The organism is Shinella sp. H4-D48 (genome assembly GCF_022637395.1).
GTDB classification, from domain to species: Bacteria; Pseudomonadota; Alphaproteobacteria; order Rhizobiales; family Rhizobiaceae; genus Shinella; species Shinella sedimenti.
Map to the genome: position 1 here is coordinate 813,221 of NZ_CP093338.1, position 16,871 is coordinate 830,091.

General features: G+C 64.3%; 16 protein-coding genes. 7 read left to right on the forward strand and 9 right to left on the reverse strand.

Annotated elements, in window-relative coordinates:
* Window positions 1-175: 175 nt before the first annotated feature.
* Window positions 176-991, forward strand: a complete 816-nt coding sequence (locus tag MNR02_RS20820) for a MerR family transcriptional regulator (RefSeq protein ID WP_241949180.1) — start codon at window positions 176-178, stop codon at window positions 989-991.
* Between the two features lie 2 nt (window positions 992-993).
* Here MNR02_RS20820 and MNR02_RS20825 read toward each other — a convergent pair whose 3' ends face one another.
* Complete coding sequence (locus MNR02_RS20825; protein ID WP_241603257.1) at window positions 994-1,302, reverse strand: ribbon-helix-helix domain-containing protein; 309 nt, start codon at window positions 1,300-1,302, stop codon at window positions 994-996.
* Between the two features lie 212 nt (window positions 1,303-1,514).
* On the opposite strand from MNR02_RS20825, the gene MNR02_RS20830 reads away from it, so the two are divergent.
* The 4 genes from MNR02_RS20830 to MNR02_RS20845 all read left to right on the forward strand — a co-directional run bounded on the left by MNR02_RS20830 (window position 1,515) and on the right by MNR02_RS20845 (window position 4,641).
* Window positions 1,515-1,910 carry a VOC family protein gene (locus MNR02_RS20830; protein ID WP_241949181.1) on the forward strand — a complete coding sequence of 132 codons (396 nt, stop codon included), beginning with the start codon at window positions 1,515-1,517 and terminating at the stop codon, window positions 1,908-1,910.
* Between the two features lie 57 nt (window positions 1,911-1,967).
* A complete protein-coding gene (locus tag MNR02_RS20835) occupies window positions 1,968-2,498 on the forward strand; it encodes a gluconate 2-dehydrogenase subunit 3 family protein (RefSeq protein WP_241949182.1) in 531 nt (176 codons plus the stop codon).
* 78 nt (window positions 2,499-2,576) lie between these two features.
* Window positions 2,577-4,148, forward strand: coding sequence for a GMC family oxidoreductase (locus MNR02_RS20840; RefSeq protein ID WP_241603278.1), 1,572 nt, complete (start codon window positions 2,577-2,579; stop codon window positions 4,146-4,148).
* A 112-nt stretch (window positions 4,149-4,260) separates the two neighbouring features.
* Window positions 4,261-4,641, forward strand: coding sequence for a cytochrome c family protein (locus MNR02_RS20845; protein WP_241949183.1), 381 nt, complete (start codon window positions 4,261-4,263; stop codon window positions 4,639-4,641).
* Window positions 4,642-4,647: 6 nt separating this feature from the next.
* Here MNR02_RS20845 and MNR02_RS20850 read toward each other — a convergent pair whose 3' ends face one another.
* On the reverse strand, window positions 4,648-5,550 hold the full coding sequence (locus tag MNR02_RS20850) for a DMT family transporter (protein WP_241949184.1): 903 nt from the start codon (window positions 5,548-5,550) through the stop codon (window positions 4,648-4,650).
* 159 nt (window positions 5,551-5,709) lie between these two features.
* Here MNR02_RS20850 and MNR02_RS20855 point away from each other — a divergent pair, with 159 nt between their 5' ends.
* Complete coding sequence (locus MNR02_RS20855) at window positions 5,710-7,494, forward strand: IlvD/Edd family dehydratase (RefSeq protein ID WP_241949581.1); 1,785 nt, start codon at window positions 5,710-5,712, stop codon at window positions 7,492-7,494.
* Window positions 7,495-7,500: 6 nt separating this feature from the next.
* Here the strand turns inward: MNR02_RS20855 and MNR02_RS20860 are convergent, their stop codons facing one another.
* The 7 genes from MNR02_RS20860 to MNR02_RS20890 all read right to left on the reverse strand — a co-directional run bounded on the left by MNR02_RS20860 (window position 7,501) and on the right by MNR02_RS20890 (window position 15,580).
* Window positions 7,501-8,379: a DMT family transporter gene (locus MNR02_RS20860; protein ID WP_241949185.1), complete on the reverse strand. Its 879-nt coding sequence runs from the start codon at window positions 8,377-8,379 to the stop codon at window positions 7,501-7,503.
* A 193-nt stretch (window positions 8,380-8,572) separates the two neighbouring features.
* A complete protein-coding gene (locus MNR02_RS20865) occupies window positions 8,573-10,006 on the reverse strand; it encodes an aldehyde dehydrogenase family protein (protein WP_241949186.1) in 1,434 nt (477 codons plus the stop codon).
* Between the two features lie 130 nt (window positions 10,007-10,136).
* A complete protein-coding gene (gene cueR, locus MNR02_RS20870) occupies window positions 10,137-10,547 on the reverse strand; it encodes a Cu(I)-responsive transcriptional regulator (RefSeq protein WP_241603294.1) in 411 nt (136 codons plus the stop codon).
* A complete protein-coding gene (locus MNR02_RS20875) occupies window positions 10,544-13,030 on the reverse strand; it encodes a heavy metal translocating P-type ATPase (protein ID WP_241949187.1) in 2,487 nt (828 codons plus the stop codon). The genes cueR and MNR02_RS20875 overlap by 4 nt, the downstream gene beginning before the upstream one ends.
* 73 nt (window positions 13,031-13,103) lie before the next feature.
* Window positions 13,104-13,316 carry a heavy-metal-associated domain-containing protein gene (locus tag MNR02_RS20880; protein WP_241949188.1) on the reverse strand — a complete coding sequence of 71 codons (213 nt, stop codon included), beginning with the start codon at window positions 13,314-13,316 and terminating at the stop codon, window positions 13,104-13,106.
* 52 nt (window positions 13,317-13,368) lie between these two features.
* Window positions 13,369-14,547, reverse strand: coding sequence for an aminotransferase (locus MNR02_RS20885; protein ID WP_241949189.1), 1,179 nt, complete (start codon window positions 14,545-14,547; stop codon window positions 13,369-13,371).
* A 16-nt stretch (window positions 14,548-14,563) separates the two neighbouring features.
* Window positions 14,564-15,580, reverse strand: coding sequence for a LysR substrate-binding domain-containing protein (locus MNR02_RS20890; RefSeq protein WP_241949190.1), 1,017 nt, complete (start codon window positions 15,578-15,580; stop codon window positions 14,564-14,566).
* A 171-nt stretch (window positions 15,581-15,751) separates the two neighbouring features.
* Between MNR02_RS20890 and speB the strand changes: the two genes are divergently transcribed.
* Window positions 15,752-16,804, forward strand: coding sequence for an agmatinase (gene speB, locus MNR02_RS20895; protein WP_241949191.1), 1,053 nt, complete (start codon window positions 15,752-15,754; stop codon window positions 16,802-16,804).
* Window positions 16,805-16,871 lie beyond the last annotated feature (67 nt).

Sequence of the window (16,871 nt, forward strand, 5' to 3'; positions counted from 1 at the left end):
ATCTGGAGGCTTCGATTAATAACTTGCATTTTTTCTGCAAGCCTTATGTGGAATTCCTACATTTTTTCTGCAAGAATGCAACTGGCATTCTACGCGGGAAATGCGACTGATTTTCAGGCCGTCTGCCGCATGGGTGTGTATAAGCGAAGCGTACACAGAATCAGGGATTGGCGCGATGGGTTCCCCGGAACCGGTGCACTATAAGGTGACGGAGGCGGCACGTCTTGCCGGCGTCTCGGCCTCCACACTCAGGCTATGGGAGACGCAGGGTCTCGTCGTGCCCGGCCGTTCGGACACCGGTCACCGGCAGTACAGCGCCGACGACGTTAATCGGCTCAAGCGCATCGCCTGGTATCGCACCGAGCGCGGCCTGAACCCGGCCGCGATCCGAGAGGCGCTGGAGGCCGAAGACCCCGGCACGGAAACACAGGCTTCGGACGGAGAATCGCCGCAGGGCGTCGGCCGCAAGTTCCGCAGCTTGCGCCATGCGGAAGGCAAGACGCTGGAGCAGGTAGCCGGCGATATCGGCATCTCGACCTCCGTCCTCTCCACCTTCGAACGCACTTCGCAGGGCGTGACCTTCCGCGTGCTTCACGATCTCGCCGACTATTACGGCACGACCGTCTCCAAGCTTTCTGGCGAGGAAGAGACCGACAATCGCGCGCTGGTGCGCTCGGGCGAATGGAAGCTGTGGCCGGAGACATCGCCGGGCGTGACCGTGCAGGTGCTGGCCGATGGCCGGAACATGATGGATTGCCACCGTTTCGTGCTGGCGCCCGGCGCCACCTCTGATGGCGCCTACCAGCACGACGGCGAGGAATTTGTCCATGTGCTGACGGGGCGCGTCGAGATCGTGCTCGACGGCCACGAATTCCACGACCTTGGACCCGGCGACAGCCTCTATTTTGAGAGCACCCGCCGCCACGCCTGGCACAACAGCCATGACGGCGAGACGGTGCTGATCTGGATCAACACCCCGCCGACCTTCTGACGCTACTCGGCCGCAACGATGTGGAAGGCGCGCGGTTCGGCCTCCCTGGCAGCGCCGCCCATCAGGTAGATGAGACAGCTCGTGCGCAGCAGCGACGCGAAGTTCGACACCGTGCCGTTGCGCTCCAGCGCCTCGTCATAGAGCGTCGAGAGGAAGCGCGACGTCGACATACCCTGACCGCTGGCGATCTCGTCGATCAACACCCAGAAGGCCGCCTCGAGCTGGATGCTCGTCGAATGTCCGCCGATGCGCACCGAGCGGTTGACGGGCCGATAGCGTTGCGGATCCTGTCCCGCGAAGACCTCACACATTGGGATATCCTCCAGTCTTGTTTTTATGCCCGCGATTATGCGGTGGCGCTTGTATTTGGTCAAATCATCCCGTCGGGTGCGAACCGATAAAAAATCCTTCCCCGTATACTCCAGAAATGAAAATCCATGTGCGGTAACGGGCTGCTACCCGCGATCCCGATTCCGGACGCACACTTCCCTCACAAGCGAACTGCAAGCGGGGGAAACCAAGCGTGGCAAAGACGATACACTCCATGATCCGGGTTCTGGACGAAGACCGGTCCGTGGATTTCTACAACAGGGCCTTCGGCCTCGAAATCGCCGAGCGACTGGATTTCGAGACCTTCACGCTCGTCTATATGAGCAATGCCGAAAGCGAATTCGAACTCGAGCTGACGATCAACAAGGGTCGTACCGAAGCCTACAATCTCGGCGATGGCTATGGCCATCTCGCCGTGTCGGTTTCCGATCTCGACAGCGAGCATGCCCGCATCTCCGCACTCGGCTTCACCATCGGCAAGATCGTCGAATTCAACCGGGACGGCGGCCTGCTTGCCCGCTTCTTCTTCGTCACCGATCCGGATGGCTACAAGATCGAGGTCCTGCAGCGGCGCGGTCGGTACAAGTAAAGAGGCCGGCGGCCCGGGGGAGGCCATCAGCCATGAATGCAACGGGAGGAACGTGACATGACGACCATCTACGAGCAGCGCCCCGGCATTTCCCGGCGCGAGCTTTTAAAGCGCGGCACGATCGGCGCCGCACTCATCATCGCCGGCAACGCCGTCATCAGCCCCGATCGGGCCTGGGGCATGGAAACGACGGCGCTCAAGCCGGAAACCATGGCGACGCTGATCAAGCTCGCCCGCGATATCTATCCGCACGATGCAATCGCGGATCGGTTCTATGCCATTGCCGTGAAGGGCCACGAGACAAAGGCCGGCACGGACGAGGCACACAAGACGCTGATCGAGGACGGCATCGCCGATCTCGACAAGCGCGCCGGCGCGAACGGCTATCGCGGCCTCGGCTGGGAGGATGACCGCGTCGCGATCCTGCGCGACATCGAAACGACACCGTTCTTCCAGGCGGTGCGCGGCGATCTCGTCGTCTCCTTCTACAACCAGAAGGAACTCTGGCCGCATTTCGGCTACGAAGGCGAGTCCTACTCGAAGGGCGGTTACATCGCCCGCGGTTTCGACGACATCGAATGGCTTTGACAACGGTCTGAGGGCTCGCGCCGGAGGAGGCGCGTCCCCGCGGCGCAACGCCGACCGTTCCCGTTTCAGGAGGAAACCATGGCAGCTCCTTACGATCTCAACGACGACAGCGTGGTCGTCATCATCGGTTCCGGCGCCGGCGGCGGCACGCTCGGCAACGAGTTGGCGCAGAAGGGCATCGACGTCGTCGTGCTCGAATCGGGCGCACGCCACGAATACGAGGACTTCATCAACGACGAGTGGGACAGTTTCGCCCAACTCGCCTGGCTCGATCACCGCACGACAGGCGGCGGCTGGCGTGTGGCGAAGGACTTTCCGAACCTGCCGGCCTGGATCGTCAAGGCGGTCGGCGGCACCACCACCCACTGGGCGGGCGCCTCGCTGCGCTTCCAGGAACACGAGTTCAAGACGCTCAGCCATTACGGCAAGGTCGAGGGCGCCAACTTGCTCGACTGGCCGATCACGCTCGCCGAACTGGAGCCTTACTACGCCAAGGCCGAGGACAAGATGGGCGTCACCCGCACCAACGGCATCGAGGGCCTGCCGGGCAACAACAACTTCAAGATCCTCAAGGCCGGCGCCGACAAGCTCGGCTACAAGGAATGTCACACCGGCAACATGGCGATCAACTCCGCCGATCGCGACGACCGCATGAGCTGTCAGCAGACCGGCTTCTGCTTCCAGGGCTGCAAATGGGGCGCCAAATGGTCGACGCTCTACACGGAAATCCCGAAGGGCGAGGCCACCGGCAAGCTGGAGGTGCGGCCACAGTCGCATGTTGTGAAGATCGAGCATGACGCAAGCGGCAAGGTCAACGCCGTCGTCTATGCTGACAAGGACGGCAAGCTGCACAGCCAGAAGGCCCGCATCGTCGCCGTCGCCGGCAACTCCATCGAAAGCCCGCGCCTGCTGCTCAATTCGGCCTCGGCCAAGTTCCCGGATGGCCTTGCCAATTCGTCCGGTCAGGTCGGCAAGAACTACATGCGCCATACGACGGGCTCGGTCTATGCCGTGTTCGAAAAGCCCGTGCACATGTACCGCGGCACCACCATGGCCGGCATTATCCGGGACGAAGCGAAACACGATCCGTCGCGTGGTTTCGTCGGCGGCTACGAGCTGGAAACGCTCTCCCTCGGCGTGCCCTTCATGGCCGCCTTCCTCGATCCCGGCGGCTGGGGCCGCACCTTCGCCTCGGCTATGGACAGCTACGCCAACATGGCCGGGCTCTGGATCGTCGGCGAGGACATGCCGCAGGAACAGAATGCCGTGAAGCTGCACGGGGAACTGAAGGACCAGTACGGTATGCCGATCCCGGACGTCTGGTTCACGGACCACGCCAACGACGTCGCCATGCGCAACCATGCCTACCAGCAGGGACAGGCGCTCTATGAAGCCGTCGGCGCGACCCGTAGCTTCCCCACGCCGCCCTATCCGTCCACGCACAATCTCGGCACCAACCGCATGAGCGAGAAGGCGAGCGACGGCGTGGTCAACAAATGGGGCCAGACACACGACATCAAGAACCTGTTCGTGTCTGACGGCAGCCAGTTCACGACGGGTGGCGCGGAGAACCCCACACTCACCATTGTCTCGCTTGCGATCCGCCAGGCCGATTACATTGCCAAGGAAATGGCCGCCGGCTCGATCTGATATCTCTGGCGATCCTCCCCGGCCGCTTTCGGGCGGCCGGTGATCGCGTGCGGTCGGGAGACCGCGCCAACTCCGGCCGGCTCACGCCGGCCGCCTTTTCGATGGAACACCAATGAAGACCCTTGCCGCACTGATTGTCCTTGCTCTTTCCACTACCGCGCTGGCAGCCGAAGGCTCCGCCGAAGCGGGCAAGATCGTCTTCAAGAAATGCACCGCCTGTCACAATGCCGAACAGGCGACAAACAAGGTTGGCCCGCATCTCGATGGCATTGTCGGCCGCCAGGCGGCAGCACTTGCCGACTACACCAACTATTCCGATGCGATGAAGGAACAGGGCGCCAACGGATTGACATGGGACGAGGCGACGCTCGCCACTTATCTTGCCGGCCCGAAAAAGATGATCCCGAAAACGCGCATGGCGTTTTCCGGCCTCAAGTCCGAGCAGGACATTGCAGACGTCATCGCCTATCTGAAATCGGTCAAGGCGCAGTAAGACCGCTTATCCGCCGCGCCGCTTCAACTGCAATTCGCGGAAGAAGATGAACAGGCCGGACGCGACGATGAAGCCAGCGCCGATGAGCATGGCGGGGCGGGGCGCGTCACCGAAGAACAGCCAGCCGAACAGCACCGCCCAGATCAGAAGCGTATACTGAAGCGGCACCACGGTCGCGGCATCGCCGAGCTTCAGCGAGCGGTTGACGAGCATATGCGCAGCCATCGCCACGATGCCAAGCAGGCTCAGCAGGCCGAAGTCGACCGCACTGACCGGCGCCCAACCGCCGGGATCGGCAAGACACCAGATGCCGGCGAACAGAGCCGCCCCGGAGACCTGCCAGAACACCAGCGTCGTGTCGGGCGTGGCGCGCAGCGACCGGCTGAACACCATGGCAAGCCCGAAGGCAAGGCTGCCCGCGAGCGCAATCAGGGCCGGCAGCGTGAAGCTGTCCTTGGAGGGCGACAACGCTATGATGACGCCTGCAAAACCGACGAGAATAGCCGACCAGCGCCGCCAGCCCACATTCTCGCCCAGCATGACCGGCGAAAGGGCCGCCACATAAATCGGCGCGGCAAGCCAGTACGTCATCGCGTCCGCGAGCGGCATGTAAGCCACCGCGAAATAGAAAGCCGATGCCTCGAAGGCAAAAAGCCCCGAGCGGAGCAGATGCAGCTTCGGCTGCTCGACCTCGACAAGCCGACGCCAGCCGACCCGCCAAAAAAACGGCGCCAGCACCACGATCGCTGCAAGACTGCGGATCAGCATCAGCTGACCGACCGAATAAGTGGAAACCAGCCACTTCCCGAGCACGTCGTTCAGTGAAAACATCACCATGCCGAGAAGCATCAACAGCACGCCGAGGCGGGCGGAGCCGGAAGCAGGCGTGGCGGCAGCGGTGTCGGTCATGTCGGAAACTCTGATGGCAGTTGACGCGCTGTGACACATTCGGCGCCGTCGATCCAACGACTATTTTTGATAGCTGCATAAGTCAGTCTATCCCCGCACCGCCGGTTGATCCCCGTCTCCGGCAATGAAACAGTACGGTCGGTGCGGAGGAGGGTCATGATGACGGACACAAAGACGACAAAACGCCGGCTGCGCTCGCAGGACTGGTTCGACAACCGCGACCACATCGACATGGCCGCCATCTATCTCGAACGCTTCATGAACTACGGCATCACGCCGGAGGAGCTGCGCTCGGGCAAGCCGGTGATCGGCATCGCCCAGAGCGGCAGCGATCTCACGCCGTGCAATCGCCATCACATCGATCTTGCCAGGCGTGTGCGCGACGGCATCCGCGATGCCGGAGGCATTCCCATCGAGTTTCCCACCCATCCGATCTTCGAAAACTGCAAGCGCCCGACGGCCGCCCTCGACCGCAACCTTGCCTATCTTGGCCTCGTCGAAATCCTCTACGGCTATCCACTCGACGGCGTCGTGCTGACGACCGGCTGCGACAAGACCACGCCCTCGGCCCTGATGGCCGCCTCGACGGTCGACATCCCCGCCATTGTCCTGTCGGGCGGGCCGATGCTGGACGGCTGGCACGACGGCGACCTCGTCGGATCGGGCACCGTCATCTGGCGTTCGCGCCGCAAGCTCGCGGCCGGCACAATCGACGAAGAGGAGTTTCTGGACGCGGCAATGGATTCAGCCCCCTCCATCGGCCATTGCAACACGATGGGAACGGCCTCCACGATGAACGCGCTGGCCGAGGCGCTCGGCATGTCGCTCACCGGTTGCGCCGCCATTCCGGCCGCCTATCGAGAACGCGGGCAGATCGCCTATCGCACCGGCCGCCGCGCCGTGGAACTGGTGCTGGAGGATATCCGCCCCTCCCACATCCTCACGCGGGAAGCCTTCCTCAATGCCGTGCGCGTCAATTCCGCCATCGGCGGCTCTACCAATGCGCAGCCACACCTGATGGCCATGGCCAAACATGCCGGTGTCGCGCTGGAGCCCGACGACTGGCAGCGCCACGGCTACGACATCCCGCTGCTGGCCGATGTGCAGCCGGCCGGCCGCTTTCTCGGCGAGCGCTTCCACCGCGCAGGCGGCGTGCCTGCGATCATGCGCGAACTGCTCGATGCGGGAAAACTCGATGGCACCTGTCCCACCGTGACGGGCCAAACCATGGCTCAAAACCTCGAGGGGCGCGCAGCAAGCGACCGCGAGGTGATCCGCCCCTATCACGCGCCGCTCAAGGAGCGCGCAGGTTTCCTCGTGCTCAAAGGCAATCTCTTCGACTTCGCCATCATGAAGACCTCGGTCATTTCCGAGGAGTTCCGCCAGCGCTATCTCAGCGAGCCCGGCCGCGAAGGCATATTCGAGGGCAGGGCAGTGGTCTTCGACGGCTCGGAGGACTACCACACGCGCATCAACGACCCGGCGCTCGGCATCGACGAGCGCACCATCCTCGTCATCCGCGGCGCCGGGCCGCTCGGCTGGCCGGGTTCGGCGGAGGTCGTCAACATGCAGCCGCCGGATCATCTGCTCAAGCGCGGCATCACCAGCCTGCCGACGATCGGCGATGGGCGCCAGTCCGGCACCGCCGATAGCCCTTCCATCCTCAACGCCTCGCCGGAAAGTACTGCCGGCGGCGGCCTCGCCTGGTTGCGCACGGGCGACACCATCCGCATCGACCTCGAACACGGTCGCTGCGACATGCTGGTCACGGATGAAGAGATCGAAAGGCGCAAGGCCGATGGCATTCCCGCCGTGCCGGCAGATGCCACGCCATGGCAGCGCCTCTATCGCCAGACCGTCACGCAGCTCTCGGATGGTGCCGTCATCGACGGGGCGGCCGATTTCCGCGGGATTGCGGAAACGCCGCCGCGTCACAACCACTGACACTGGTCAGCCGCGCCGTGCCACGAGAATGCCGAAGAGCACGATCACGCCCCCGATAGCCTGCATCAGCCCCACCGGCTCGCCCAGCAGCAGCCAGGCGAGGAGCGCGGCGACCACCGGTTGGAGAAGCAGCGTCAACGACGAAAACGCCGTCGGCAGGTAGGCGAGCGCGTAGGTGACGAGACCCTGCCCGCCGACATGGCTGATGAGCGCGAGACCGAGCAGCATGCTCCAACCGAATAGCGTCACCGGCACCATGTCGCCCTCCAGGAAGAAGGCGACCGGCAACATGCAGGTCATTGCGGAGAAGGTCGTCCAGACCATGATACGCAGTGTGGAGTACCGGGCACGCACATGGCCGATCGACAGCATGTAGCAGGCGTAGAAGATCGCGGCGAGGATGGCCGTTGCATCGCCCGCAAGCTGACCGCCGCCAATCGCCGCCGGCCCGCCCTTCAGCACGACGACACCCGAGAGCGCCAGCGCCAGTCCGGCAAGGAAGACGGGCGTTATGCGCGTGCGGAAAAGCAGCCACGATCCGAGTGTCACGAAGACCGGAGCGAGGTTGGCAAGCAGTGTCGCATTGGCGACGGAAGTCATGTGCAGCGAGACGTGCCAGGCTGCAAGATCGACGGCCAGGAAGATGCCGGGCAAAAACAGGAACAGCCGATCGCGCAGGCAGGATGGCCGTTTGTCGTCCTGTATTACCACGCGCGAGACGATGAAGAACGGCACGAGCGCCAGTGCAACGCGCCAGAACGCTGTCGCCATCGGCCCGACCTCGGAAAACCGCACGAAGATCGGCGAGCCGCCGATGGCAATGCCCCCAACAAGGAGGGCGATGAGCGCAAGGCGCGCATGCGGGGAGGATGCGATGGGGGGCACGGCGGACGTCCAGGAAGCGGCGATGCCGAGCGGGCTATCAGACCGCAGCGGTTTCAACCAGAGGCGCGCCGGCATTCTCAGGACGAGCGAAACAAAAAGCAACGTCCCGTCAAAGACGGCCGATCATAATGCGGGAAGGAGAGCGACTGGGCCGGGGCCGCCCGCAGCAGCGGGCAGCCCAGGTCCGATATTCCTACGCCGCCTCGGGACGGTGCACGGTCTTCACCTCAAGGAAGTCCTCCAGGCCGAACATGCCGCCCTCGCGGCCATTGCCAGACTGCTTGTAGCCGCCGAACGGGCTGCCATAGCGGTGCGGACCGCCGTTGATATGCACCATGCCGGCGCGCAGGCGCGCGGAAACACGCTCCGCGCGGTCGGGATCGCCGGTCTGCACATAGGCCGCAAGGCCGTACGCCGTGTCATTGGCGATCGCGATCGCTTCCTCCTCGGTGTCAAAGGGAATGATCGACAGAACCGGGCCGAACACCTCTTCACGCGCAATGCGCATGGTGTTGTTCACATCGGCAAAGATCGTCGGCTTGACGAAATATCCGGTCTCGTACCCATCCGGCTTGCCGGGACCACCGACGAGAAGCCGCGCGCCCTCGGAAACACCGGCCTCGATCAGCGCCTGCACCCGGCCGAACTGGATGTGCGAGACGAGCGGGCCGATATGCTCGCCCGCCTCCTCGGGATTGCCGACCTTGGCTTGCTTGCCGGTGCGTTCGGCAATCTCCACCACCTTGTCATACACCGAACGCTCCACGAGCATCCGCGTGGGCGCATCGCAGGACTGGCCGGAATTGTTGAAGCATTCGCGCACACTGCCGGAAACGCGGCCCTCGAGGTCGGCATCGGCGAAAACGATGTTCGGCGACTTGCCGCCGAGTTCGAGTGTCACGCGCTTGACCGTGTCTGCCGCATCCTTGCTGACGGCAATGCCCGCGCGCGTCGAGCCGGTGAAGGACATCATGTCGATGTCCTTGTGACGCGACAGGGCCGCGCCGCATTCCGGGCCGTCGCCGTTGACGAGATTGAACGTCCCCGCCGGGAACCCGGCCTCATGCACCATTTCCGCGTAGAGCATGGCGTTGAGCGGCGTGAATTCGGAAGGCTTGAGCACGCAGGTCGAACCCGTGGCCAGCGCCGGGACAACCTTCAGCGCGATCTGGTTGATCGGCCAGTTCCACGGCGTGATGAGGCCACACACGCCGATGGGCTCGCGGCGCACCACGTCGCCGTTCGGCAGGACTTCGCGGTTTTTCAGACGCTTCAGCGCATCGATGAAGCCCTGCAGATGCCCGACGCCCACATCGGCCTGCTGCTCGGTGCTCATGGTGATGGGCGCGCCGAGCTCCAGCGTGATCGTGCGCGCCATCTCGTCATAGCGGCGCTTGTAGATTTCCAGCAGCTTCTCCAGCAGTGCTAGCCGCTCTTCCGTGCTGGTCTGGCTATAGGTCGCAAACGCCTTCTTGGCAGCCGCCACGGCGCGGTCGATGTCGGCGGACGTACCCATCGAGATGACCGCAATAGGCTTCTCGGTCGCCGGGTTGATCACCGACAGATCGTTCGGCTTCAAAGGATCGACCCACTGGCCGTCAACATAGAATTTGCGCCTGTCGAGCATGCTTTTCTCCCGTCATTCCCGTTTTGTTACGCCGGCCCTGCATGGGCCGGTCTGTCATTCCGGCAGCAAATGTCCTTCGGCGCGGCAAAAAGCGCAAGCCCCTGAAAGGGCAAGAAGGGCGGAAAGGCGGCTAGCAGCAGGACGTCTCGGCATCACCCGTCGCAAGCTGTTGCAGGATCGGACAATCGGGCCGGGCATCGCCGTGGCAGTTTGCCGACAGATGCTCCAGCGTACCCACCATGTCCTGCAGCAGCCGCATCTTTTCACGCATTTCCTCGATATGCTCGTTCGCGATGCGCTTGACCTCTGAGGAGGCACGGGCGCGATCCTGCCACAGCGCGAGCAGATCGCGGATCTGCGCGATGGAGAAACCGAGGTCGCGCGACCGCCGGATGAAGGACAACGTCGAAAGGTCGTTTGGACCATAGACCCGGTATCCCGCCCCGGTGCGTCCGGCCGCCTTGATAAGGCCGATCTGCTCGTAGTGGCGGATCATCTTGGCGGTCACGCCCGTGGCCTCCGCCGCTTCGCCGATATTCATGCCTTTTCTCCCTTGAACGCTGGCCTGTATCGCTTCAGCCTTAGTGCATTCGTCACCACGAAGACGCTGGAGAGCGCCATCGCCCCCGCGGCCAGAGCCGGTGAAAGCTGGATGCCGAAGGACGGATAAAGCAACCCGGCGGCGACCGGCACCAGTGCCACATTGTAGCCGAAGGCCCAGAAAAGGTTCTGCCTGATGTTGCGCATCGTCGCGCGCGAAAGGCCGATGCCCGTCGCCACGCCCCGCATGTCGCCGGCCATCAACACCACGTCGGCGCTTTCGATGGCGACGTCCGTGCCGGTGCCGATGGCAATCCCGGTATCGGCCGCCGCCAGCGCCGGCGCATCGTTGATGCCGTCGCCGACGAAGGCGACCTTCTTCGCGCCACCGGCCGACAGTTCGCGCACGGCGGCAACCTTCCCATCCGGCAGCACCTCCGCCATCACCCGGTCGATGCCGAGCGTTGCGGCGACGGCTTGCGCCGTACCCCTGTTGTCGCCGGTGATCATCGCCACCTCGATCCCGAGCGCCTTGAGCGCCGCGATCGCCTCACGCGTCGTCGGCTTGATCGGGTCTGTTACGGCAAAGAGCGCGGCGAGCTTGCCGTCGATGGCCGCATAGAGCGGCGAGGCGCCTTCCGCCGCCAGGCGCGCGGCCTCATCCGCGAATGGCGCGACATCGAGGCCGAGCCCCTTCATGAAGCCGACCGAACCGACCTCCACACTGCGGCCGGCCACGTCGGCGGAAATCCCCTGGCCCGATGTCGCCACAAAGCCGGAAGCCGTCGGCAATGCCACGCCTTCGGCGACGGCCGCGTCATGGATGGCGGCGGCGATAGGGTGCTCGGAATGCACCTCCGCAGCCGCCACGAGGGCAAGAACCTCGTCACGCGAAAAACCATCGGCGGGCACGATGCGCGTCAGCGTCGGGCGGCCAAGCGTCAGCGTGCCCGTCTTGTCGACAGCGACGATATCGGTGCCTTCGAGCGTCTGGAGCGCGGTGCCCTGGCGGAACAGCACGCCCAGTTCCGCCGCCCGGCCGGTGCCCGTAATGATCGACGTCGGCGTGGCAAGACCCATGGCGCAGGGGCAGGCGATGATGAGCACGGCCACCGCATTCACCAGCGCATGCGCCAGGACGGGGCTTGGCCCGAAGATCAGCCACAGGCCGAAAGTGATGAGCGCCACGGCGATGACGGCCGGCACGAACCATTGCGTCACGCGGTCGACCAGCGCCTGGATCGGCAGCTTCGCCGCCTGCGCGTCCTCCACCATGCGGATGATTTGGGACAGCACGGTATCGGCGCCGACACGCGTGGCGCGGAAGGTGAGCGAGCCCGTCGTGTTGACGGTGCCGCCCGTCACAGTGTCGCCGGGCTTGCGGGCGACCGGCATCGGCTCGCCGGTGATCATGGATTCGTCGATATAGCTTTCGCCCTCGATCACCTCGCCGTCGACGGGCACCTTCTCGCCCGGCCGCACCAGAACGATATCGCCGGCCACGACGCTTTCTAGGGAAACGTCCTCGGTCCTGCCGTCGCGGATCACGCGGGCGGAGCGGGCGTTCAGGCCGGCGAGATGGCGGATCGCCTCGCCGGTGCGGCCCTTGGCGCGCGCCTCCAGGAAGCGCCCGGCGAGAATGAGCGTTACGATGACGGCGGCTGCCTCGAAATAGACATTCGCCGTACCGCCCGGCAGGAGAGCCGGTGCGAAGGTCGCGACCGTGGAGAATATCCAGGCGGCAAGCGTACCGATCACCACCAGCGCGTTCATATCGGGCGCAAGCCGGATCAGGCTCGGGATACCCTTCAGGAAGAAGCGCCGCCCGGGACCGACAAGCACCAGCGTCGCCAGCACGAACTGAATGACCCGGCTCGTCTGCATGCCGATTGTTTCGTGGATGTAATGGCCGAAGGCGGGCACGGCATGGGCCCCCATCTCCATCACGAACAACGGCGCCGTCAGCACGGCCGCGATGATGAGATCGCGCCTGAGCGCGCCCGCCTCCGCTGCGCGGCGGTCGTCCTCGACAGGGGTGTCTGCGGCCACGCGCACCGCCTTGTAGCCCGTACGCTCGATGGCTGCGGCGAGGTCATCGAATGTTGCGGCGCCCCTGGCAAGGCGCACGCGCGCCCGTTCCTGCGCAAGGTTTGCGGTGGCGTCCAGAACGCCGGGCACGGCCTTCAGCGCCTTCTCGACGCGGCCGATACACGAGGCGCAGGTCATGCCCTCGACGGGAAATTCGATTACCTCTTCGCCGACGCCGTAACCCGCGCCGCGCACAGCTTCGGCAACGGCGGCTATATCTGGCGCGCCGTTGAAGGTTACATCGGCCTTCTCTGTCGCCAGATTGACGGCCGCGCCGGAAACGCCCGGCACCGCTTCGATGGCCTTCTCCACCCTGCGCACGCAGGACGCGCAGGTCATGTCGGAAATGGAAAGCTTGATGGTTTGCCGGTCGCCCGGTCCCGTGGTGGTGAGCATGGTGCACCTTTCATCCTGTTTGGATAGATCGTGCACCTTCCCATCATGTCAAGGTCAAGCCCTGTTTTGCCTGTTATGCATCGGCGGGCGAATATCCCTCCGCTTCGATGACGGACGCGACCGCCGCACGGTCGCCGGCATTCTCGACGGTGACATGTTTGGTCCCAAGATCGATCTCGACCTTCGCGTTTGGGTAGGCAGCCAGCACCGCCCCGGTGATCGTCTTGACGCAATGGCCGCAGGTCATGTCGGGAACGGTGAAGGTGAGGCTGTTTTCGGCAGGCATGGCAAACTCCCTGATAGATATATCGAGGCTGACGCCTTGCCGCGTAGGAAGGTCAAGCCCCATTTATCGAGAAACCGGCAAGCCGTGCACCGAGTTTACCGATCGTCTCTACATCGGCATTGGCAAAGGCGAAACGCAGGTAATCTTCCTGCCCGGGTCCGAAATAGCTGCCCGGAAGGCAGAGAATGCCCGCCTCCTTGGCAAGTCGCTCCGCCACCACCGCCGATGGCGTGCCGGCGAAGGGGTGCGCGATGAAAGCGAAATAGGCGCCGACAGCACCGACACGCCACGCCGGCGCCGCAACCATGGTGGCGAGAAGCGCTTCGACACGGCGCGCGATCTCGCGGCGGTTCTCCTCGCGCCAATCGGAGAGAAGCGGAATGGCGGTGGCAACGGCCGCCTGCGCCGAGCGCGGCGGGCAGATCTGCAGATTGTCCATGATCTTGGCGACCTGCGTCACCACCGCGTTGCCGGCCGTGATCGCGCCAAGGCGATGACCGGGAATGCAGAAGGACTTGGAGAAGCTGTAGAGGCCGATCAGCGTATCCTCCCAGCCCGCGCGCCCGAACAGGTCGTGCGGCCGGCCGGCGCCGGCGGGCAGGAAGTCGCGATAGGTCTCGTCGAGGATCAGCCAGATGCCGCGCGCGACGCAAAGATCGTAGATCGCGCCCAGCATATCCGGCGGATAGACCGCGCCGGTCGGGTTGTTCGGCGAGACGAGGGCGATGGCGCGCACGTCGGGCGTGATGCCGGCGGCAAGCGCCGCGAGGTCGGGCAGGAAGCCGTTTTTCGGGTCGCAGGCGGCAAACCGGGTCTTGATGCCCAGCATGGCCAGCGTCGTTTCCTGGTTGAAATAATAGGGATCGGTCATCAGCACCGCGTCCCCCGCACCCGCCACCGCCATGGCGGCGCAGATGAAGGCCTGGTTGCAGCCGGCGGTGATATGGACGTTGCCGGCGGCAAGCGCCGCGCCGTAGCTTTCCGAGAGATGGTCTGCATAGGCCTTGCGCAGCACCGCCTCGCCTTCGATCGGGCCGTAGCCGGTATAGGCGCGCGAGGCGGCGTATTCGCCCAGCAGCCTCAGCATGTCCGGATGCGGCGGATAACCCGGCACGGCCTGCGAGAAGTCGATCATCGCGCCGCCGCGCCCGTCATAGGCGTCTGCCCAGGCGAAGACGGAGGGGATCGGCGGGGCGGCGAGGGTTTCGACGAGAGGATTGAAGCGAGGCATGGTCGGTCCGTTGGTATCAGGCGCGGGTCTTGCGCGGAGGGCTTGTTGGTATCAGGCGCTTGGCCGGTGTCGTGGTGGCGCGGTAGGCATCGGCGCTACGGCCGCCGCGCCCGCGCAGATGCAGGCGGGCTGAGGCCTGCGGCTCGGGCAGGGTTTCCTCCAGCGCCGCAAAGAGCCAGTCGATGAACACCTTGACGATGGGCGACTGGCGCAGCGCCTGCCGGCAGGCGACATAGAAGGCATCGTTGGCCGGCACCGAGAGGTCGAAGGGCACGACAAGCTCGCCGCGGGCGATCAGGTTGCTCGCCGTGATGTTGTCGCCCAGCGCGATGCCCTGTCCGTAGAGCGCCGCTTCCGTCGAAAGACGTGCATCGCTCATGAAATGCTGGCGGTCACGCGGCATGTCGATGGCGTCGGCGGCGGCCAGCCATGTGTTCCATTCGCGCCCGTCATCGCCGTGAAACAGCGCGTGATCGGCCAGATCGCGAACGGAGCGCAGCGGGCGGCTGTTGAGGAGGGTGGGGCTCGCCACCGGGAAAAGCCGGAGATTTGACCACAGCCGCGTCCAGCAGTCCGGCCAGTTGCCGTCGCCATAAAGCAGGCTCACATCCGTATCGAGCGAGCGCAGATGTTGCGGGTCGTTGGATGCGATCAGCGTCACCTTCACGCCGGGAAACTGGTCGGTGAATGTATTCAGCCTGGGGAGAAGCCAGAGCGAGAGCAGTGCGGGCACGCAGCTTATGGTGATGTCGCCGCGCGTCTCCGGCTGTTTCATCAGGGCGGTTGCCGCGGCGATCTCGCTGAAGGCATTGGTGACGGCAGGCAAAAGCAGCGCGCCCTGCGGCGTCAGCTTCAAGCGCTTGCCGTTGCGTTCGAAGAGCGTCGTCCCGAGCGATTCCTCCAGCGCACGGATCTGATGGCTCACCGCGCCATGCGTCACGTTCAATTCACGCGCCGCTGCTGAGACGGCGCCCCGACGCGCGGTCGCTTCAAAGGCGCGCAAGGGGTTGAGAGGCGGAAGGCGCGAAGCCATGGACAACCTGTATGTGAGTTTTTCTCACGAATACCGCTACAACAATGTCAATTGATTTTCCATATGGATTGCCGCGATAATGCTGTCAACGAGGGCAAAGCCCCGGGAACGTTATCAGGCTATCGCGTACCGGCCCCGGACCGCCCGCATCTCAACAGGTGAGGCAGGATCATGAGCGACACGAAGCTCGACGAGCTCAGGGCTAAATACGGCGAGAGCCACGGCGGCGACATCTTCGACCCCGCTTTCCGCAAGGTCGCGGACAAGATTTTCAACAAGAGCGGCACGCGTCTGGCGCCCTATGCCGGCGTTCCCACCTTCCTCTCCGCCCCCTACATGCCCGTGGAGGCGGATGCCCCGGATTTCGGCAATCTCCAGGTCGCCATTACCGGCGTGCCCATGGATCTCGGCGTCACCAACCGCCCGGGTTCGCGCTTCGGGCCCCGCGCCATGCGCGCCATAGAGCGGATCGGCCCCTACAACCACGTGCTTGATTGCGCGCCGGTGCAGGAGCTTCGCGTGGCGGATATCGGCGACGTGCCGTTCCAGAGCCGCTACCGCCTCGAACTCAGCCACGACGATATCGAGAAGCGCTTCAACCAGATCGTCGATGCCGGAGTCATCCCGCTCGCCGTCGGCGGCGACCACTCGATCACGCATCCGATCATGAAGGCCGTCGGCAAGAGAGAGCCGGTCGGCATGATCCATATCGACGCCCATTGCGACACCGGCGGCCTTTTCGACCAGACGAAGTTCCACCACGGCGGCCCGTTCCGCAACGCCGTACTCGACGGCGTGCTCGATCCGAAGCGCACCATCCAGATCGGCATCCGCGGCTCATCAGAATATCTGTGGGAGTTCTCCTACGATTCCGGCATGACCGTCATTCACGCGGAAGAGGTCACCGGCCTCGGCATCCCCGCCATCATCGAGAAGGCGAAGGCGATCGTCGGCGACGGCCCGACTTACCTCTCGTTCGACATCGACAGCCTGGATCCGAGCTTTGCGCCCGGCACCGGCACGCCCGAGATCGGGGGCCTGACGACGCGTGAGGTTCTTGAACTCATCCGCGGCCTCAAGGGCATCAATCTCGTCGGCGGCGACGTCGTGGAGGTAGCACCGCAATACGACGCGACGACCAACAGCGCCCATGCCGGCGCGCAGGTGCTGTTCGAAATTCTGAGCCTGATGGTATTCAGCCCTTCCGTGACGGCGAAAGCCTGACATACAATAGCAACAACGGGAACATGCCGGCCGGTCCAGACCGGCCGACCTAACAGGAGAAAGACGA